The sequence below is a fragment of the Actinocorallia populi genome, from assembly GCF_002995495.1.
In the GTDB taxonomy this organism is placed as follows: Bacteria; Actinomycetota; Actinomycetes; order Streptosporangiales; family Streptosporangiaceae; genus Actinocorallia; species Actinocorallia populi.
The window spans coordinates 214800-234374 of the sequence record NZ_PVZV01000002.1 but is presented as its reverse complement, the minus strand read 5'-3'; the positions used below and the strand labels follow the sequence as shown (position 1 = coordinate 234374).

The following is a 19575-nucleotide window of genomic DNA, read 5'->3' as shown; positions in this document are numbered from 1 at the left end:
AGAAGTGCAGAGTCTGGTGCACGGGCGCATCGGCACTGCCGATGGGCCTATGGCCCCGAGCGGGGCATCTGGTGCGGCTTCCAGCCTAACACCACCAGGGTGCACTTGGATTCCTTGAGGTCAGCGTGTCCGCGAATCGCGCGGCTGAACACGGGCGCCGAAGGGGCTGACGTTCAGCTGGTGTATATGCCAGCCATTACCCGTATCGACACCCGGCCAACCGGAGGACGGCCATCCGAACGCCAGGACGGTAGGCCCGGCACCGGAGACCACCGCCGGAACTCCCGCCTGCCGGAGCCGTTCCACCAGCGCAGCCGAGCCCGGCATCGCGGGCGCCCGGTAGGACTGGTGCAACCGGTCTTCGGTCGCGTCCAACAGCACGTCGTAGCCCAGTTTGCTGGTCAGCGCGGCGATGAGCAAGGCCGCGCGCCCAGAATTCGCCGCTGCGTCGTGATGCGACACGGTTTCTGGGAGAAGTCCGCGCGCCTGCTCGGTCGCCAGCCGCTGCTCCGGGACGAAGACCGTGACCTCCCGGTCCAGGTCCAGCCGGACCAGGCGCGGGCCGTCCGCCCCGCTCCAGGCGACCGTCAGGCCGCCCGCCAGGCAGGGCGCCACGTTGTCGGGATGGCCCTCGATCTCGGTGGCCAGCCGCAGCGCGTCGGCGTCGGAGAAGGAGCCTCCCGCCGGGTGCAGCGCGCGGGCCGCGGTGATCCCCGCGACGATCGCCGCCGACGACGAGCCCATGCCCCGGCTGTGCGGAATGCGGTTCACGCACTCCAGGCGCAGCCCCTCCGGCCGGGGGGCGCCCCCGATGCGCTCCCACGTCCGGCGGAAGACCGCGACGATCAGGTGGTCCTCGCCGAGCCCGGCCAGTTCCTCGCCCTCGCCCCGGATCACGATCTCCAGGCCGTCGCCGGCCAGTTCCACGCTCACCTCGTCGAAGAGCGACAGGGCCAGGCCCAGCGCGTCGAACCCGGGGCCGAGGTTGGCGCTGGTGGCCGGCACCTCGACCGTCACCCGGGCCGACGCGGGCGCGCCCGCGGTGTCCGGAGCCGTCATGCCAGGCCGAGCGCCGAGGCCGCCGCGTGCGCGTCCACCTGCACGGTGGTCGGCGCGGGCGCACCCGAGATCGCCCAGTCCGGGTCCTTCAGTCCGTTGCCGGTGACCGTGCAGACCACCTTCAGGCCCGCGTCCAGCAGGCCCTGCTCGCGGGCCTGCAGCAGGCCCGCCACCGAGGCGGCCGAGGCGGGCTCGACGAACACGCCCTCCTCGCGGGCGAGCAGCCGGTAGGCCGCCAGGATCTGCCGGTCGGTGACCGCGCCGATCGCGCCGCCCGACTCGTCCCTGGCGTTGCTCGCCAGCTCCCACGAGGCCGGGTTGCCGATCCGGATCGCCGTCGCGATCGTCTGCGGGTTGGCGACCGGGCCGCCCGCCACGAACGGGGCGGCGCCGCTGGCCTGGAAGCCCATCATCCGGGGCCGCCGGGAGGAGACCCCGTCGGCGGCGTACTCCTTGTAGCCCATCCAGTACGCCGAGATGTTGCCGGCGTTGCCGACCGGCAGGCAGTGCACGTCGGGGGCGTCGCCGAGGGCGTCGACGATCTCGAAGGCGGCGGTCTTCTGCCCCTGCAGGCGGAACGGGTTCACCGAGTTGACCAGCGCCACCGGGTAGTCCACCGCCAGCTTGCGCGCCAGCTCCAGGCAGTCGTCGAAGTTGCCGTCCACCTGCAGCAGCTTCGAGCCGTGCACCAGCGCCTGGGCCAGCTTGCCCATCGCGATCTTGCCGCGCGGCACCAGCACCGCGCACGTCATGCCCGCCCGCACCGCGTACGCCGCGGCCGAGGCCGAGGTGTTGCCGGTGGAGGCGCAGATGACGGCCTTGGCGCCCTCCTCGGCCGCCTTGGAGATCGCCATCGTCATGCCGCGGTCCTTGAACGAACCGGTCGGGTTCAGGCCCTCGACCTTGAGGAAGACCTCGCACCCCGTCCGCGCGGAGACCCGGGGCGCCGGGACGAGCGGCGTGTTCCCCTCGAGCAGCGTGACCACGGGAGTGTTCTCGGTGACCGGCAACCGGTCACGGTATTCCTCTATCAGCCCGCGCCAAGCGCTCACGGCCCCTCCTGTCTGACTGCCGCGACTGCGTCACGGCTGCGATCGGCGCCCGGGATCCGCCGTCCCCCTTCGGATCTCGATCGCCTCGGGGGGTGATCGGGATCCTCGGTCCGGACGGGCGGGCGCCGACCGCGGCGAGCGTTCCCTTAAAACCAGCGCGGGGTTCCGTTGTGCGGGTCGGGCTGGTGGCTTGAGTCTATTGGCTGACGGGCGGGCCGGTTCCAGGGGCGTTCAGGATGTGGACAACCACTCCGGACGGCCGGCCGCGCGCCCGGACTACAGGTCGCCCTCCACGCGCATCACCGACGCGACCTCCCGCACCGACGGGTGGGAGCGCAGGGACTCGACCGTGGCGGCCAGGGCGCGGTCGAAGGCGCGGTGCGTGACGATGACGAGCTGGGCGTCGTCGCCGTGGCCCTGCTGGCGGACCGCCTGGATGGAGACGTCGTTCTTGGCGAACTCCTCGGCGACCTGCGCCAGGACGCCCGCCTGGTCGGCCACGTCGAGCTGCACGTGGTAGCGGGTCACCGTCTCGCCCATGGGCAGCACGGGCAGGGCCGCGTAGCTGGTCTCGGCGGGACCGCTGGCACCGCTGACCAGGTTGCGGGAGACCGCCACGATGTCGCCCAGCACGGCCGAGGCCGTCGGGGCGCCGCCCGCGCCCGCGCCGTAGAACATCAGGCTGCCCGCCGACTCGGCCTCCACGAACACCGCGTTGAACGCGCCGTGGACCGAGCCCAGCGGGTGCGAGCGCGGGATCATCGCCGGGTAGACGCGCACGGAGACGCCGCGGTCCTCGGACCGCTCGCAGATGGCCAGGAGCTTGACCACGCAGTCCACGGCCTTGGCGCCCGCCACGTCCTGCGCGGTGACCTCGGTGATGCCCTCGCGGTACACGTCGGCGGCCGTCACCGGGGTGTGGAAGGCCAGCCGGGCCAGGATCGCCGCCTTGGCGGCGGCGTCGAAGGCCTCCACGTCCGCGGTCGGGTCCGCCTCGGCGTATCCGAGTTCCTGGGCCTCCTCCAGCGCCTCGGCGAAACCGGCGCCGTGGGTGTCCATCTGGTCGAGGATGTAGTTGGTGGTGCCGTTGACGATGCCCAGCACCCGGTGGATCCGGTCGCCGACCAGGGACTCGCGCAGCGGCCGCAGCAGCGGGATGGCGCCCGCCACCGAGGCCTCGTAGTACAGGTCGGCGCCGAACTCGCGGGCCGCGGCGAAGAGCGTCTCGCCGTCCTCGGCCAGCAGCGCCTTGTTCGCCGACACCACCGACTTGCCGGTCTTCAGCGCGCCCAGGATCAGGGACCTGGCGGGCTCGATCCCGCCGATCACCTCCACCACCAGGTCGACGTCCGCGCGGGTGGCCAGGCCCATGGCGTCCGTGGTCAGCAGCTCCCTGGGCACCCCGGAGCGCACCCGGTCGGGCCGGCGGACCGCGATGCCCGCCAGTTCGACCGGAGCGCCCACCCGGGCCGCCAGGTCGTCGGACTGCTCGTGCAGCAGCCGGACGATCTCGGTGCCGACCACACCGCACCCGAGCAACGCCACCCGCACCGGTTTCACGACTCACCAACCTCCGCATCAAGCCTCAACAGGTCGTCCACGGTCTCCCTGCGGACGATGACGCGCGCCTCGCCGTTCCGGACCGCCACCACGGCCGGCTTGGTCAAGTAGTTGTAGTTGCTCGCCATCGACCGACAGTACGCACCGGTGGCGGCGACCGCCACCAGGTCCCCTGCCGCAATATCTTCGGGCAACCATAGGTCACGCACCACGATGTCCCCGCTTTCGCAGTGCTTTCCGACAACTCTGCTGAGCATGGGTGCGGCCTCGGACTCGCGGCTGACCAGACCGGCGGTGTACTCGGCGCCGTAGAGGGCGGTGCGGAGGTTGTCGCTCATCCCGCCGTCGACGCTCACATAGGTGCGGATGCCCTCGACGTCCTTGATCGTGCCGACCTCGTAGAGGGTGATCCCGCCGGGGCCGATGATCGCCCGGCCGGGCTCGACCGTCAGCCTCGGCACCGGCAGCCCGTAGGAGCCGCACTCCTTGGCCACGATCCGGCGCATGTTGTCGGCGATCAGCTTGGCGTCGATCGGGTCGTCGCCCGGCAGGTAGGCGATGCCGAAGCCGCCGCCGAGGTCGAGCTCGGGCAGCACCACGCCGTGCTCGTCGCGGATGGCCACCAGCAGCTCGGCGACGCGGTGCGCGGCGATCTCGAAGCCGTCGGTCTCGAAGATCTGCGAGCCGATGTGGGAGTGCAGGCCGACCAGCTCCAGCGAGGGCAGCGCCAGCACCCGCCGCGCCGCCTCCAGCGCCGCGCCGGAGTTGCGGGAGAGCCCGAACTTCTGGTCGTCGTGGGCGGTGGCGATGAACTCGTGGGTGTGCGCCTCGACGCCGGTGGTCACCCGGATCATGACCTTGGGGCGCACGCCGAGCCGCTCGGCGTGGTAGCCCAGGCGGGCGATCTCCTCGAAGGAGTCGACCACGATGTGCCCGACCCCGGCCTCCAGCGCCGCGACCAGCTCGCCGACCGACTTGTTGTTGCCGTGCAGGGTGATCTTCTCGGGCGGGAAGCCCGCCGCCAGTGCCAGCGCCAGCTCGCCGCCGGAGCACACGTCCAGGCCGAGGCCCTCCTCGGCCAGCCAGCGCACGAGCGCGCCGCACAGGAACGCCTTGCCGGCGTAGTGCACGCTGCCGTCGGAGAAGGCCGCGGCGTACTCGCGGGCGCGCTGGCGCACGTCCTCCTCGTCCAGGACGTACAGCGGGGTGCCGAACTCGCGCGCCAGGTCGCGGACGTCGACTCCGCCGACCTGCAGGGCGCCCTCCACCCGGCGGGCGGTGCGCGGCCACACCACCGGGGCCAGGGCGTTCAGGTCCGCCGGGGGCGGCATCGGGTGGTCTTCGGTCAGGACGTCGGCATGCCGGTCGCCCGCGGGATGAACTCTGCTCACAATCTCTCTCTTGCCGTCTCGCCGAGCCTGCTCAGCCCGTTCCTCAAGGTGACGCGCACGGCTCCGGCGAGGATCACGCGGGCGCCGTGCAGCGGGGTGGGCTCCTCGCGGGAACTCTCGTGGACGTCGTGGTAGGCGTCCGCGATCCGTTCCAGCTGGAGCATCGGTTTTCGGTGCCCTTCGAACCCCGCCAGCAGCCCGAGCAGCCTGAGCTCCCCGGGCGCGGTCAACGCCGCCGGGTCGCCCGGCGGCACCTGGAGATCACGGGCCCGGCGCTCCACCGCGCAGGCCCGCTCATAGGCGAAACGCACACGGAATCCGGGGTTGTCGAACGTCCTGGGGAAGTCGTCCCAGGACCCCTCGATCATCTCACCCCGGCCGTATCCCTCGTCCCCGGCGACGGCCGCGGCGATCCGGCCCGGGACGGCCAGGTGCAGCGCCAGCAGGCCCGGTCCGCGCGTCTCGACATGTGAGATGTGCCGGTGCCGCCGCAACCGCCCGGCGAGCGGCGCCGGGTCCAGCCGGTGCCGCGGGGCGACCGGCGAGACGTAGGTGTCCTCCCAGGTGATCGACGCGTCGGCCAGCCGCAGGCCGTACACGACGTCCACCGCGGCCAGCACCGCCTCGTTCACGTCACCGGGAGTCACGGCACCGAGGGTAGCCGACCAGCATCTGGACAAACGACAGGTTTCACACCCCGTTGGCGCGGCCGGGGAGCGGCTCGCGCCCCTCCCCGCCGCCGGCGCCCCGCGCGCCCGCCGCGCGCAGTGCCAGCGCCCGCACCGTCCGGATCAGCTCGGCCGGGTCGAAGGGCTTGGTCACGTAGGCGTCGACACCGATCCCCACGCCCCGGTCGACGTCCCGCTCCTGCGCCCGTGCGGTGATCATTACCACCCCGATCCCCGCGGTCCGCGGATCGCCGCGCAGCCGGACGGCGGTCTCCCACCCGTCCAGCCGGGGCATCATCACGTCCAGCGTGATCACGTCGGGGGCCACCCCGCGCACCCGCTCCAGGCAGTCCCACCCGTCCACCGCGGTGTGCACCTCGAACCCCTCGAGCTGGAGGTTGACCGCGATCAGCTGCCGAATCACCTCGTCGTCGTCGACGACCAGTACCCGCCCGAGACTCTCAGCCATCAACCGAGGCTAACCCGCCGCACCCCGCGCCGCACGAAAACGAACGCCGTCGGCGCGCTGACTTCCGCGCGCCGTCGCCTTCGGCCGCCGCGCTCGTGAACGGGTGCGCGCCTCCTCCGGAATCCTGGTAATCTTCTTGTCGTTGCGAGCTCCCGTAGCTCAGGGGATAGAGCGTTGCCCTCCGGAGGCAAAAGCGCAGGTTCGAATCCTGCCGGGAGCGCATCAGGGAGAAGGCCCTGTAGGTGATCACCTACAGGGCCTTCTGCTTTCCCCCGCGACCTCGCGGTTCTCCGGCGTTTCCCACTCTTCGTGGCATTTGGGGCAGACTCCAAGACGTCCGCCGACCCCGGCCACCGAGGAGACCCATGCGTTCCGGACGATCCCCCCTCACCCTCGCCGCCACCGCCGTGCTCGCCGGGCTGGCGCTGTCCGCCTGCGGGGGCGGCGGGGAGGAGAGGTCCGCCCAGGGCTCCCCCGAACGCTCCGAGCAGGCCGCGCCCTCGGTCCCCGTGCCGCACGAGATCGAGACGCGGCCGACGCCCGCCGCCTCCACCGCGCCGCCCGCCCCGGCGGGCACGCCCGCCTGCAAGAACCCCCAGCTCGCCCTGGCCGCCGCCGGAGGGCAGGGCGGCGCGGGCACCCACATCCAGCGACTGGAGATCACCAACAGCGGGGCGCTGTGCACCCTCCAGGGACGGCCCGAGGTCTACCCCTACGACGCCGAGGGCGCCCGGGTGAAGGGGTTCGAGACCGCCTCCGTCCCCGCCGACTTCGGGACGATCGGCGGGAAGCCGGGGAAGGTCACCCTGGAGAAGGGCGGCAAGGCCGTCCTCTATGTGGTCATCAACGCCAACGACGCCGACGGCAAGTCCTGCCCCGACGCCGCGGGGCTGGCCTTCCAGGCTCCCGGGGACGCCGGGAACGCCCCGGTGCGGCTCGCCAAGGCGTGGAGCCCGTGCCCCGGCCCGATCCAGGTCTCGGACATCCACCCGCCGACTTCCGTCTTCTAACCGTATGGCGGAATACGAGACCCCATTATGATCTCCACTCCGCGAACGTGGAGGAACGGTGGAGATCACGCGTACCGACGTCGGAGGGGTCCCCGCCTACTGGACGGACGGGCCCGAGTACCGGGCGGCGCTCATGTTCCGCGTGGGCCGTGCCGACGAGACCCTGGCCCGGAGCGGGATCACCCACCTCGTCGAGCACCTGGCCCTGTACGAACTCGGCGGCGTCGAACGGCACTTCAACGGCATGGTCGACGCCCGTACCACCATGTTCGTCAAGCAGGGCTCCCCCGAAGAGGTCGCCCGCTACCTCAAGGGCGTCTGCGCCGGGCTGGCCCGCCCGCCCATGGAGCGCCTGGAGGCCGAAAAGCAGGTGCTGCGCACCGAGGAGGCCGGCCAGGGAGGACGCGCGCTCGGCGACCTGCTGCTGTGGCGGTACGGCTCCCGCGGCCGCGGCCTGCTGGGCTACCACGAGCTCGGACTGCCTGAGATCTCCCCCGAACTGATCGCCTCCTGGACGAGGTACTGGTTCACCCGGGGAAATGCGGTGCTCGCCTTCTCCGGCGGCCCGCCGCCGGAGGGCCTGGTCCTCGACCTCCCCGACGGACCGCGCCGCCCCACCGCACCGTCCGCGCCGGTGCTCCCCCGGTTCCCCGCCCACTTCCCGATGCCGTTGGACGGCCTCATGCTGCACGCCGAGGTGGAGCGCGGCCCCGGCGCCTCCCTCTACCGGCAGGTCCTCCAGCGCAGGCTGCACGACGTGCTGCGCCGCGAACGCGCGCTGAGCTACACCACCTCGGTCGAGTACCGCCCCGACGAGGCGAACACCGCCGAGATCGTCGCCTTCGCCGACGGCCTCCAGTCGGTCTTCGACGAGCTCGCCACCGCCTTCCTGGAGGTGGTGGACGGCCTGGCCTCCCACCCCGTCGGCGAAGCGGAGCTGGCGGAGGCCAAGGAGCGCTCGCGGGAGAACTTCGAGCACCGGGACGCCGCCACGGCGCTCGTCACGTCGGTCGCCTGGGACGAGTTGATGGGTGCCGCAGTCCGCACGCCCCGCGAGCAGCTCGACCGGATGCTGCGGGTGACTCCGCAGGACGTCCGACGGACCGGCGTCCAGGTGCGGGATTCGGCGCTGCTCGCGCTCCCTCCCGGGGTGGAGCCCGCGGACCGGCGGTACCAGGCCGCGCCCGGCCACTCGCCGTACGCGATGGAAGGACACGTCCTGCATCCCTGGAGCGGCTCCGAGTACCTCATCGCGGCCCCCGCCGGGCTGACCAAGGTGTCCGGGACGGCCATAACGACCATCCGGTACGCCGACTGCACCGCGGTCCTGGCCTGGCCGGACGGTGCACGGCAGCTCTTCGGACCCGACGGCGTCACCGTCCGGGTCGAGCCGGGGCTGTTCCGGGACGCCGCCCCGCTCGTCCACGCCGTCGACCGGTCCGTACGGCCCGACGCCTTCGTCCGGATGCCGCCGCGCGAGCACGCGCCCCGGCCCGAGGACGGCGGACCGCCGCTGTCGCTGACCGCTCCCCCTCCGGAGCAGGAGCGCCGGGGCCTGTTCAAGCGCAGGCGCTCGGACGAATCCGATCCCCCGCTCGCCGAGGCGCTCACCGCGGTGCGTGCCGGACGGCCCGAGGCGGGCCTGGCGGTGCTCGCGGCCAGCCGCGGACAGCACGATCTGCGGGACCGCCGCCTGTCCTTTCTCTCCGACGCCTGCTCGCCCGCCGACCTGGGCCCCTTGCGCGCCGCTCGCCCCGACGATCCCGACCTGCTGCTGTGGGCCGGCTCGGCGCGCATCCAGGAGGCGTGGCGCATCCGCAGCGACGCGCGGGCCGAGTACGTGGCGCGGGAGCAGTTCACCCGGTTCTGGCTGGTGCTCTCCCAGGCGGGCGAGCCGCTGCTGCGCGCCGCGCACCTGCTGCCCGACGACCCGGCCCCCTGGGACACCCTGCAGTTCTACGGGCTCGGCATGCAGCTCCCCCGGCCGGACCTCGACCGCTACTGGGCCGAGGTCGTGCGGCGTGATCCGTACCTGTACCCGGCGCACTACAACCGTGCCCAGGTCCTGGCCGCCAAATGGCAGGGTTCGGACGCAGAGAGCCTGGAGTTCGCCGACGAGACCCTCCACCGGGCCCCGCCCGGCCACGCCCTGAACGCCATCGTGGCCTCCGTCTGCCTGGAGACCGCCGTCGCCTCCGACGACGAGGCGCGCGTCCACCTGGCGCGTCCCGACATCTACGGACGGCTGGTGGCGGCGTCCGCGAAGTTCCTGGCGGCGCCGCAGAACCACCCCAAGGCTCAGGAGGCCCACCAGTACTTCGGCGCGGCCTTCTACCACGTGCGGGACCTCGACCGGGCCCGCCACCACCTGTCGATGGCGCACCCCCGCAAGGACCTGTCGCTGGCCTGGCTGTACGCCCGCGAGAGCGAGAAGGAGTACAGGCAGGCGCGCAATCTGCTCGGCCTGGGCTGAACGTTTTTCTCGTCCCGGGAATAACAGACGTCCCAGATTGTTGTACACGGTGTATCACTACCGCCTACAAGCCATGTCAGGAGGAGTTTTTGGACACCGTCATCCGACGGCGACGCGAAGAAACTACTGATTCCCCCCTTCGATCCCGGTCCCTGCGGGCCCTCGCGGTGGCCGCCCTGCTGGAGCAGCGGGCCGAGCGTGATCACGTTCGGTCACCGGACCACGTCGAATCGAACTAATCCGCTGCTCAAGTGGGCATTGGGTCACGCGGTTCGCCATGATGGGTCGTAACGCCCGGCCCGACGGCATGGGCGGTTCGACGACGATGAGGAGAAACGATGGCTCTGCCGACGCTGACCCCCGAGCAGCGGGCCGAAGCTCTCGCCAAGGCCCAGGAGGCCCGCAAGGCGCGCAGCGAGCTGCTGGCCGCCCTCAAGGCCGGGACGCTGAGCCTGGGCGACGTGCTCGCGCGCGAGGACGCCGTGGCCAAGAAGACCAAGGTCACCCAGGTGCTGAAGGCCCTGCCGGGTTACGGCCCCGCCAAGGTGGCCGCGCTCATCGAGAAGCTGGGCATCGACGAGAACCGCCGGGTCGGCGGCCTCGGCGAGCAGCAGCGCGCCAAGCTGCTGGCCGAGATCGGCTGATCCGGACCCGCATGGGCCCCGCCGCGGACACCGCGGCGGGGCTTTTTTGTCTTTTTCCGGTTAGACCGGATATCAGCACGCGCAGTGACCGTCCGATCACCAAGTGATCCATAACAAAAGATGAATAATTCCTGGCCGGTTCCCCTCGCGGTGTGCGACGGTTCCCCCCGTGCGCAGATACCCAGCGTTGCATGCCGCTCGCAGTGAGTACCGGGGCAGGAGGGCCACCGCCCTCGGCCTGCCCGTGCTGGCCGTCCTGTCGTGGATGGCCGCCGGGCTGCTGCACCAGCCCCCCGGCCCGGTACCGCTCGTCAGGCATGTCACGAACATCGAGGATTCCGGGCCGTCCGCCCCGCCCGAGGAGATCGCCCAGTCGGCGCTCCGCCCGCCGAAGAGCCCGGCGCCCGCCCCCCGGGGGTCGTCGGACCAGCCGTCCCGGGCCCTCGCCGCCGGGCCCCGCCTGACGCCGGCGGCCACGTCGCGCCCCCTGCCCCCGGCGCGGCCCGCGCTGGCTCCGCGGCCCGCGCCCACGCCCTCCGGCGGAAGGCCCGACCCCCGGGAGGCGAAAGAGACGCGGCGGCCGGAGACCGGGGCGCCCACCGAGGCCGGCGGACCGCGGCCGTCCGGCACGGACGCCGCGCGGCTCGCGGAGACAGTGGCGGCCGCGACGTCCCCCACGACGGTCCCTTCGCCCTCTTCGAGCACCGCGCTCACGCGGAGCACCGGGGAGCCTTCACCCGTTCAGACCCGGTCCGAGCCCTCCGCCGCCCGCGCCGCCTCGACCGAATCGCCGTCCGCCGCGCCCGTCCCGACCGAGCGCAGGACGTCCCTCGACCCCGGGCCCGTCCCGCGGGAGTACCGGGAGTGCCACGGCCTGCTGCTGCCGCTGTTCGGCTGCCCCGCCTGGACGTCGGTCCTGTGGGGGCCGTGACGGGCGGTCAGTGGCGGTCGGCGCGGTAGTCCTCGATCAGCCGGGACAGCAGCGCGCCGTAGTGCGCGATGATGCGCTCCAGTTCGTCGTACCGCGCCACGTCCAGCAGTTCGCGCTCCAGCAGGACGAAGTCGCAGCGGCTCTCCCACTCCTTGATCTTCCACTGGTCGGGGCAGGGCTTCAACCGTTCCCGGCCCGCCTCCCCCAGGTACCAGCACGCGACGTCTCTGAGCAGTCTGCTCGCAGCTTCGACCATGATCTCGAGTGTCGCCCTCCGGTTCACGGGTGAAACCCCGCTGCGGGCAATGGATCCTTCAGGCGGCGGTCACCGCGACGGGGGTGACAGGCCGGTCAGGAGGGCCGGAAATTCGGTAAAGGTACGGTGCCGATTCGTCTTAACGGCTGGACAGGCGGGACGTGATCGGTTCGTCCTGTCTAGGATCGCAGCGTCCTGAACGGCTCGTGGGAGTACGGAGGGTTGCGCGATGGGCCGATCGCGGGCCGGGCGGCAGGTCCGCCATGTGCGTTGGCGCTGCACGGCCAACGTCCCCCGTCCCCCTGTCCCGGACGACTCCTACGACCCGGACGGGTACCGGCTGGTGCCCGCCGACCCTCCGCTGACACTGGCCCAGCTGGCCGCGCTCGTCGACCCCTCCGGGTCGCCCGCCTGGCTGCCGGCCACCGGCCTGGTGTGGGGGCGCGCGGAGTTCCTCGCCCTGCCCTGGGTGTCGGACTGGATGTCCGGCTGGGAGGAGGGCGAACGGTACTGCGAGGCGGTCACCACCCGCTACGGCGACTTCATCCCCGCCGACCTCGCCGTGCTGGAGGCCGCAGCCCTGGACTTCCAGGGCGTGGAGACCTCCGACCGGGAGGCGAGCTTCGTGCACGAGAGCCACGTCTGCGGCTTCGCCGGTCTGGACGACCTCCACCTGGCACTGCTCGCCCTCTACCGGGACCAGTGGATCGTCCCCCTGACCGACGGCACCCTCGCCGCCCCCCGCCTCGCCCTCGCCCCCGTCGGCTGAGCGCGCCGGGGACGGGCCGTTCAGCCCGCGCGGAACGTCTCCAGGAAGCGGTCGTAGACCGGCTGCCCCTCCTGCCAGCGCTCCTCGTTGGCCATCAGCATCACCTGGAAGTTCTGGCCGAGCACCGTGAAGATCCGCACCCTGGCGTGGGCCGGCCGCTCGTCCTGGACGAAGGTGAACTCCAGTTCGTAAGCCTCCAGGCCCTGCTGGGAGACGCTCCTGATGTCTCCCACCTTCCGGTAGCCGGGATAGTCGAGCTTCGTTTCGGCGGCCTCCAGCTCCTGGCGCAGGCCGAAGGTCGTGGGCGGTGACGCGACGACGATGCCGAGACTTCGCCCGTCCTTCACCGGGGCGAGGGCCGTCTCTTCGTCCTTGCTGGTCCAGGCCGCGGGGATGGCCGCCGTGTAGTCGCGGCCCTTGTGCTCCTTTTCATCCTCTCTCAACGCCGACGCTGACGTCGGGGCCTCTGTGGACGTGGACTGCACGACAGAGGTGATCGACGGTTTGGGGTCGGGTTCGTCTCCCTGCTGGGAGAGGGCGAAGAGGCCTATGACGGTGGACAGGAGCAGCACGGAGCCTCCGGCGAGCACCGGAAGGTGGCGGTTGCGTCCTTCTTTCGACTGTGGCGGCCCGGTCGGGGGCAGCGTCCCTGTCCACGACCACGTTCCGGGATCGGTGCCTGCGAGCCGGACGGAGCCGTCGGGCGCGGCGGCCTCGGCCAGGAGGCGCGCCGCGTCGTCCGGGTGGAGGCGCTCGTCGGGGTCCTTGCGCAGCAGGCCCGCGAGCACCGGGGTGAGGGGGCCTGCACGGCGCGGCGGGTCCGGCTCCTCCGTCAGCAGGGCGGACAGGACACCGATGACGTCCTCGCCGTTGAACGGCGGACGGCCCTCCACCGCGGCGTAGAGAGTGGCGCCGAGCGACCACAGGTCCGACGCGGGGAGTGCGGGACGCCGTCTGGCCTGCTCGGGAGAGAGGTACATCGGGGAGCCGATGAGAACGCCCGTCCGGGTGAGCTCGGGATCCCCGACGAGGCTGGCGATGCCGAAGTCGGTGAGCACCGCGCGCCCGCTCTCCATCAGGACGTTGGCGGGCTTGACGTCGCGGTGCACCACTCCCGCGGCGTGCGCGACGCGCAGCGCCTCCAGGAGCTGCAGGCCGAGCACGGCCGTCTCGGACGGGGAGAGCGGACCGCTTTCGGCCAGCACCCTGTCCAGCGACCTGGCCCGCACGTAGCGCATGACGATCCACGGCCGCCCGGCCTCCTCCACGACGTCGTGGACGGTCACGATGCCGGGGTGGTCGAGCCGGGCCGCGGACCTGGCCTCGCGGATGATCCTGGCGTACAGGGGCGCGGGGTCGACGCCGGGCGGCGGGCTGACCTCCTTGAGCGCCACCTCCCGGCCCAGGAGCCGGTCGAGGGCGCGCCACACCGCGCCCATCCCGCCCCTGCCGAGCGGCTCGATCAGCTCGTAGCGGTCCACGATGATCTTTTCGGGGGGCACGGGGCGACGATACCGGGCGCGGCGCCGGCGGGGCAGGCCCGTGCGCCAGGATGGGGGCATGTCCAACAGGGAGCTGTTCGTCCTCGGCACGGCCAGCGCCGTGCCCACGCGGCGCCGCAACCACAACGGCTACCTGCTGCGCTGGGACGGGCAGGGATTGCTCTTCGACCCGGGCGAGGGAACGCAGCGGCAGATGTCGCACGCCGGGCTGGCCGCGAACGACCTGCACTGGGTGTGCGTCACGCACTTCCACGGCGACCACTGCCTGGGCGTGCCGGGCGTCGTGCAGCGGATCGCGCGGGACGGCGTCGCGCATCCGGTGAACGCGGTCTATCCGGCGAGCGGCGCGGCGTACTGGGAGCGGCTGCGGCACGCGGCGTCCTTCCACGACACCGCCGACATCGCCGAGCATCCCGTCCAGGGCGGCGGAGCGGAACTGGCGGGCGCGGGCTTCACCCTCACCGCGCTGCGGCTCGACCACGGGATCGAGGCGTACGGCTACCGGCTGGCCGAACCCGACGGCCGGACGATGCTGCCGGAGAAGCTGCGCGAGCACGGCATCCGGGGGCCGGAGATCGGCCGGCTCAGCGGGCCGCTGCTGGAGGAGTGCAGCGTGCCGCGACCGGGGCAGAAGATGGCGTTCGTCATGGACACGCGGTTGTGCGACAACGTCTTCGCGCTCGCCGAGGGGGTGGACCTGCTGGTCATCGAGTCGACCTTCCTCGACTCCGAGGAGCGCCAGGCCGCCGAGCACGGGCACCTGACCGCGCGCCAGGCCGGGCGGGTCGCCCGCGAGTGCGGGGTGCGCAGGCTGGTGCTGACCCACTTCTCCGAGCGGTACACCGAGGCCGACGAGCCGCTCTTCCTGGAGCAGGCGGGCTTCCCCGGCGCGGTGCTCGCCCGCGACCTCGACCGGATCCCGCTGCCGCCGCGCCGCCGGACCGGCGACTGATATTTCTTCCGCAGGAGAGATGCACGCCTGACGGCGCGCTCCCTGCGGTTGGACGCGCTGTCGCTCGCTGAACAATCCACAGGCGTTCCCGCAATGGCGCGTCTTCTCAGATCCGATCCCCTATGGTTACTTTCAGTGACACTCCAGGGGGGATCGAGTGACATGAGAGTGCTGTTGCTGACCGTCGGGTCGCAAGGGGACGTGCTGCCGTTCGTCGCGCTGGCCGAGAGGCTGCGCCGGGAGGGGCACCAGCCGCTGCTGGCCGCGCCCCTGCTGTTCCAGAAACTGGCCGAGACGCACCACGTCCCGTTCGCCCCACTGGAGCTGGACATGCTGCGCGTCTCCGACGCGCTGGAGGGGGCGTTCGGGGTGCGGCAGTTCCTGCGGTTCGCGCAGGCGCTGGGCGCGCTGGCCCCGGCGGCGCTGGAGAGCGTGGTGCGGGCGGCCGAAGGCGACTTCGACGTCGTCGTCCACCATCCGATGCTCCCCCTGGGCCACCACCTCGCCGACTGGGCGGGCGTGCCGTCGGTGGTCGCGGCCCCCATCCCCACGATCCTGCCCACCCGCGCCTTCAGCTCCCCGGCGTGGGGGATGCGCCTGCCCTTCCCCCGCGCCTCCTACTCCGTCGCGCGCCGGGTGTTCCTGCGGTCCTGGGCGCAGGAGCTCGACCACTGGCGGCACCACACGCTGGGCCTGCGCAGGCGGTCCGGCTGGCGCGACCCTCTGGTGCGCCCGGACGGGGAGCCGGCGACGGTGCTGCACGCGATCAGCCCGCAGGTGCTGCCCCGGCCGTCCGACTGGCCCGCCGCCGCGCACCTCACCGGCTACTGGCGGCTGCCCGAGGCGCCCTTCACCCCGGGGCGGCGGCTCCGGGAGTTCCTGGAGGCGGGCGAGCCCCCGGTGTACGTGGGGTTCGGCAGCATGCCGCTGCCCGAGCCGCAGCGGCTGGCCCGCATCATCGTCGAGGCCGCGGCCGAGGCCGGCGGACGGGTGCTGCTGGCGGGCGGGTACCGGGGGCTGCGCGGTGTCGTCAACTCCGACCGGGTGCACCTGGTGCGGCACGTCCCGCACGACTGGTTGTTCCCCCGGTGCGCCGGGGTGGTGCACCACGGCGGCGCGGGCACCACGGGCGCGGCCGCCGCGGCGGGTGTGCCGCAGGTCATCTGCCCTGCCGGGCTCGACCAGCCGTTCTGGGGGCGCCGGATGCGGCACCTGAAGGTGGCGGCCGCCGCGCCGAGCCTGCGCGAGCTGTCGGTGCGCGGCCTGGTGCCCGCCCTCGACGCCGTGCTGAACGACCTGCAGCTGACCTACCGGGCCGAGGAGCTGGGGCGGCGGGTGCGGGCCGAGGACGGCACCGGCCAGGCGCTGCGGCTGCTCGGCGCGTCCACCGGGCCCGTGCAGGGCGTCCTGCCCGGGATGCCCGCAGGGTCAGCTGATTTTCCCGAATTCCCCGAATCACCGGAAACGATGGTGAAGTTGTGATCCTTCCGCTCCCCGAGGGCTTCGAAAGACATCTGCTGCGCCTGCGGCGCGGCACCGTCGAGGCGATCCGCCATCCCGCCGCCGCGGGACGCGACCGCGGCGAGACGGTGGTGATGGTCCCCGGGCACTTCGGCTCCAAGGAGGACTTCCGGCTGGTCATGCCGCTGCTGGCCGCCGCCGGGTACGACTGCTGGGCCTACGACTACACCGACCAGTTCAGCGCGACCGGGCTGGACTCCTACAACGACTACACCCTGGAGCTGCTCGCCGCCGACCTCGTCGAGCTCGTCGGCGAGCGGCCGGTGCACTACCTGGGGCACTGCATGGGCGGGCTGGTCGCCCGCCGCGCCGTGCTCGACCGGCCCGCGCTCGCCCGCAGCCTGTCGCTGGTGTGCTGCGGCCCGCACATGCACGGGCTGCGGCACCGGGCGATGTGGGTGAAGCTCGACGGGATGCTGGCGACCACCGGCCTGATGGGCATGTGGCCGACCGTGCAGCGGCTGCTGCCCGAGGGCGACGAGCTCGCCGCCGGCTTCTGGCGCAACAAGCTCGAGACGATGAACCACGCCTACGTGCAGGGCACCGCCGACTCCATGCGCCTGACCCCCGACCTCACCGGGGAGCTGGCCGCCAGCGGGGTGCCGGTGCTGGTGCTGTACGGCTCCCGCGACCGGAGGTTGTGGAGCCACGAGGCCTACCACGAGATGGCCGTCCGGCTCGGCGCCACCGAGGTCGTGCTGCCGGGCGCCGCGCACAGCCCCGTCGTGGAGCGGCCCGAGGCCACGGTCATGACGCTGCTGAGCCTGCTGGAGACCGCTCGGGAGGTCTGCCGGTGACGGTGACCGCGCCCGCCCCCGCGGGGGCCACGGCCAAACGCGTCTTCCTCCGGTTGATCCGGCCCCGCCCCCAGGCCGACCCGTACCCCGACTACCGGCGGCTGCGCGAGCTCGCGCCCGTCCACACCATCCGGCTGCCCGGTCTGGGCGAGGCGTGGGTGGCGGCCGCCCACGCCGAAGTGGCGCTGCTGCTGCGGCACCGGGACTTCGGCCCGCTGTCGCACGCCCGGCTGGACCTGCTGTCGCCGGGCTGGCGGCGGCAGCCGCTCACCTCCTGCATCTACCGGTCGATGGCCTTCCGCAGCGGCGGCGACCACCGGGCCAACCGGGGGCTGGTCGCCGGCGACTTCTCCGCCCGCACCGCCTCGGCCCACCGCGAGTCCCTCACCCTGCTGGCCGAGCAACTGCTGGACGGCATCGCCCGCGACGGCCGCGAGACCGACCTGATGGACACCCTCGCGCTGCCGTTCGCCGCACTGACCATCGGCCGCGCCCTCGGCGTCCCGGACGGCCTCGCGCTGGAGCTGTCCCGGCTGTCCCGCGTCGCGAGCACCGTCTTCGAGCCGATGGCCACCGCCGCGCAGCGCGCGTCCCAGCACCGGGCGGGCGAGCGGATCGTCGACCTGCTGGGCGCCCTCCTGGCCGACCGGCTCCGCGCCCCGCAGGACGACCTGCTGACCCGCCTCGTCTCCCGCCACCCCGCCCCGGAGAGCACGGAGACCGACCGCTCCACCGGAGAAGACGAGGTGACCGGCCGCTCCACCGGGGAAGGCGTGGCAGCCGGCCGTTCCGATGGGGAAGACGAGGCACTCGGCCGCTCCGCCGGAGGAGACGAGGCGACCGGCCGTTCCGGTGAGGAAGGCGGAAGGGGCGACCGGCACGCCGGGGAGGGCCGGGCGACCGGCCGTTCCGCCGGGGAGGGCGCTCGGGAGGACGTTCTGCGGGAGGCGCTCAGCACGGTCGTCATGCTGTTCGGCGCGGGGTTCGACTCGCCCGCCAGCGCGGTGGGCCTGGGCGCCGGCCTGTTCATGGACCACCCGGAGCAGGCCGCCCTGCTCCGCGCCGACCCGTCCCTGGCCCGCCGTGCCGCCGAGGAGGTCCTGCGCCACGACTCCCCCGTCCACCTCGTCACCCGCACCGCCCATCGGGACACGCATCTGGCCGGTGTCCCCATTCCCCGCGACGGCGTCGTCTTCGGCCTGCTGGCCTCCGGCAACCGCGACTCCCTCGCCGTCTCCGACCCCGACCGCTTCGACATCACCCGGACGCCCACCCCGGCCCTGTCCTTCGGCGCGGGCGCCCACTACTGCCTGGGCGCTCCCCTGGCCCGCCTCCAGTCCGAGGTCCTCTTCCCGCTCCTGTTCGAGCGCTTCCCCGGCCTGCGCCCCGCCGCCACGCCCACCTACCGTTCTCCCGGCACCATGCTCCGCGGTTTCGAACACCTACCCGTCCGCCTCCGCTGACCACCCGCCCCACCGGACGCCGGAGGGCAGGAGGTGGGGGAAGTGGGGCGGAAGGCGGTCGTAGGGATTGGGCAGAGAGCGGTCGGTGACGTAGAGGAGGCCCGCGCGGTCCCGCGCCCGGGTGAGGACCCGCAGGAGGGTGCCGGAGGGGCAGGTGTGGACGAGATGGCAGAAGCGGTGGCGGGGGTGGGCGCGGGTCCAGGAGGGCGGGGTGAGGGACAGGTAGGCGGAGGCGGGGCCTTCGAAGGTGACGAGGACGTCGGCCAGGGCGAGATAGCCGGGGTCGGGGTGGGTGCCGTGGTTGAGCACGACGAGGGCGGCGCCTGAGACGCGGGCCGACTCGGTCACGGCGCGCAGGTAGGGCAGCGCGTCGGGAGCGGCCGGCGCCTGGTCGAAGAAGACGTCGCTCACCCCGTACCAGGCCCGGTAGCGGCGCAGGTCCTCCTCCACCAGAGCGGGGTCGCGGCGGGCGTAGGAGACGTCCACGTAGGCCGTGACGGTCCCCCCCGCGTCTCGGACGGCCTGGACGGCCCGCTGGAAGACCGGGTCCGGAACCTCACCGGGACCGCTGGCGACGTTGAGGACGACCGAGTGCGGCCCCGGATCCGCCAGGCGGCGCCAGCCCCCGGGAGCGACCGCCGGATGGAAGTAGGCGGGCACCAGGGTGCCGACGGCCCCCTCTGCGGTCCCGGACCGCACCGTGGCCGCAGGCGCCGCGGCCGCGGCCGCGGCGACCTGAAGAAGTCTCCTACGGCTCAACACCACGCCCCCCGCCCGGACCCCGACCGCCCCCGCACCACGCCTCCGCAGAAAAGCCCCTGGCGGACCGGCATCCCGCCTCACGGACGACACCCGCACGACCCCGCGCCCCGCCGCCCTGAAAGAACCCAACGGACCGTCGCCTCGCCTCACGGACGGCACCCGCACAGCCCCACGCCCTGGAAAGAGCCGACGGGCGGCGTCCCGCTTTACGTGCGGCGTCCGTATGGCGGGGGGTTTCGTCGTCGGGGGAAGGTTCGGCGGGTCGGTGTTCTCGGTTGTCGGTGGGGGGTGGGGGT

At 72.9% G+C, this 19575-nt stretch carries 17 protein-coding genes, 1 tRNA gene and 1 pseudogene; 10 read left to right on the top strand and 9 right to left on the bottom strand.

What is annotated here, in order from left to right:
* Positions 1–120: 120 nt before the first annotated feature.
* From thrB to C2865_RS07925, 6 genes and pseudogenes are all read right to left on the bottom strand, one after another.
* Positions 121–1059, bottom strand: a complete 939-nt coding sequence (gene thrB / locus C2865_RS07950; protein ID WP_106397714.1) for a homoserine kinase — start codon at positions 1057–1059, stop codon at positions 121–123.
* On the bottom strand, positions 1056–2111 hold the full coding sequence (thrC, locus tag C2865_RS07945; protein WP_106397713.1) for a threonine synthase: 1056 nt from the start codon (positions 2109–2111) through the stop codon (positions 1056–1058). Before thrC ends, thrB begins: the two co-directional genes overlap by 4 nt.
* Before the next feature lie 276 nt (positions 2112–2387).
* Entirely contained in the window at positions 2388–3671 is a 1284-nt protein-coding gene (locus C2865_RS07940; protein WP_106397712.1) for a homoserine dehydrogenase, read from the bottom strand.
* Positions 3668–5062, bottom strand: a complete 1395-nt coding sequence (gene lysA / locus C2865_RS07935; protein ID WP_106397711.1) for a diaminopimelate decarboxylase — start codon at positions 5060–5062, stop codon at positions 3668–3670. Before lysA ends, C2865_RS07940 begins: the two co-directional genes overlap by 4 nt.
* The gene (locus C2865_RS07930; RefSeq protein WP_157963617.1) at positions 5059–5709 is read right to left on the bottom strand and encodes an anticodon-binding protein; all 651 of its coding nucleotides are present in this window, start codon (positions 5707–5709) and stop codon (positions 5059–5061) included. Before C2865_RS07930 ends, lysA begins: the two co-directional genes overlap by 4 nt.
* 121 nt (positions 5710–5830) lie before the next feature.
* Positions 5831–6199, bottom strand: a pseudogene (locus tag C2865_RS07925) (response regulator transcription factor); the annotation flags it as partial.
* A 148-nt stretch (positions 6200–6347) separates the two neighbouring features.
* Between C2865_RS07925 and C2865_RS07920 the strand changes: the two are divergent.
* The 5 genes from C2865_RS07920 (at position 6348) to C2865_RS39265 (ending at position 11257) form a co-directional block, all read left to right on the top strand.
* Positions 6348–6419: transfer RNA gene (locus C2865_RS07920), tRNA-Arg, on the top strand.
* 145 nt (positions 6420–6564) lie between these two features.
* The gene (locus C2865_RS07915) at positions 6565–7209 is read left to right on the top strand and encodes a DUF4232 domain-containing protein (RefSeq protein ID WP_106397708.1); all 645 of its coding nucleotides are present in this window, start codon (positions 6565–6567) and stop codon (positions 7207–7209) included.
* 58 nt (positions 7210–7267) lie between these two features.
* Complete coding sequence (locus C2865_RS07910) at positions 7268–9682, top strand: peptidase M16 family protein (protein WP_106397707.1); 2415 nt, start codon at positions 7268–7270, stop codon at positions 9680–9682.
* A 338-nt stretch (positions 9683–10020) separates the two neighbouring features.
* Positions 10021–10326 (top strand): integration host factor, actinobacterial type, encoded by a 306-nt coding sequence (mihF, locus tag C2865_RS07905; RefSeq protein ID WP_106397706.1) that lies wholly within the window; start codon positions 10021–10023, stop codon positions 10324–10326.
* A gap of 169 nt (positions 10327–10495) precedes the next feature.
* Complete coding sequence (locus C2865_RS39265; protein WP_157963616.1) at positions 10496–11257, top strand: hypothetical protein; 762 nt, start codon at positions 10496–10498, stop codon at positions 11255–11257.
* A 7-nt stretch (positions 11258–11264) separates the two neighbouring features.
* Here C2865_RS39265 and C2865_RS07895 read toward each other — a convergent pair whose 3' ends face one another.
* Positions 11265–11513 carry a hypothetical protein gene (locus tag C2865_RS07895; protein ID WP_157963615.1) on the bottom strand — a complete coding sequence of 83 codons (249 nt, stop codon included), beginning with the start codon at positions 11511–11513 and terminating at the stop codon, positions 11265–11267.
* A gap of 229 nt (positions 11514–11742) precedes the next feature.
* Here C2865_RS07895 and C2865_RS07890 point away from each other — a divergent pair, with 229 nt between their 5' ends.
* Positions 11743–12282 carry a hypothetical protein gene (locus C2865_RS07890; RefSeq protein WP_106397703.1) on the top strand — a complete coding sequence of 180 codons (540 nt, stop codon included), beginning with the start codon at positions 11743–11745 and terminating at the stop codon, positions 12280–12282.
* Positions 12283–12302: 20 nt separating this feature from the next.
* Here C2865_RS07890 and C2865_RS07885 read toward each other — a convergent pair whose 3' ends face one another.
* Positions 12303–13784 carry a serine/threonine-protein kinase gene (locus C2865_RS07885; protein ID WP_232835452.1) on the bottom strand — a complete coding sequence of 494 codons (1482 nt, stop codon included), beginning with the start codon at positions 13782–13784 and terminating at the stop codon, positions 12303–12305.
* A gap of 58 nt (positions 13785–13842) precedes the next feature.
* Between C2865_RS07885 and C2865_RS07880 the strand changes: the two genes are divergently transcribed.
* From C2865_RS07880 to C2865_RS07865, 4 genes are all read left to right on the top strand, one after another.
* Positions 13843–14736: a ribonuclease Z gene (locus C2865_RS07880; protein ID WP_106397702.1), complete on the top strand. Its 894-nt coding sequence runs from the start codon at positions 13843–13845 to the stop codon at positions 14734–14736.
* A 162-nt stretch (positions 14737–14898) separates the two neighbouring features.
* Positions 14899–16218, top strand: coding sequence for a glycosyltransferase (locus tag C2865_RS07875; protein ID WP_198653083.1), 1320 nt, complete (start codon positions 14899–14901; stop codon positions 16216–16218).
* Positions 16215–17054 carry an alpha/beta fold hydrolase gene (locus tag C2865_RS07870; protein WP_106397700.1) on the top strand — a complete coding sequence of 280 codons (840 nt, stop codon included), beginning with the start codon at positions 16215–16217 and terminating at the stop codon, positions 17052–17054. Before C2865_RS07875 ends, C2865_RS07870 begins: the two co-directional genes overlap by 4 nt.
* Positions 17051–18517: a cytochrome P450 gene (locus C2865_RS07865; RefSeq protein WP_106397699.1), complete on the top strand. Its 1467-nt coding sequence runs from the start codon at positions 17051–17053 to the stop codon at positions 18515–18517. The genes C2865_RS07870 and C2865_RS07865 overlap by 4 nt, the downstream gene beginning before the upstream one ends.
* On the opposite strand, the gene C2865_RS07860 is transcribed toward C2865_RS07865, so the two are convergent.
* The gene (locus C2865_RS07860) at positions 18497–19276 is read right to left on the bottom strand and encodes a spherulation-specific family 4 protein (RefSeq protein WP_157963613.1); all 780 of its coding nucleotides are present in this window, start codon (positions 19274–19276) and stop codon (positions 18497–18499) included. The two genes, C2865_RS07865 and C2865_RS07860, sit on opposite strands and share 21 nt — an antisense overlap.
* Between the last annotated feature and the right edge of the window lie 299 nt (positions 19277–19575).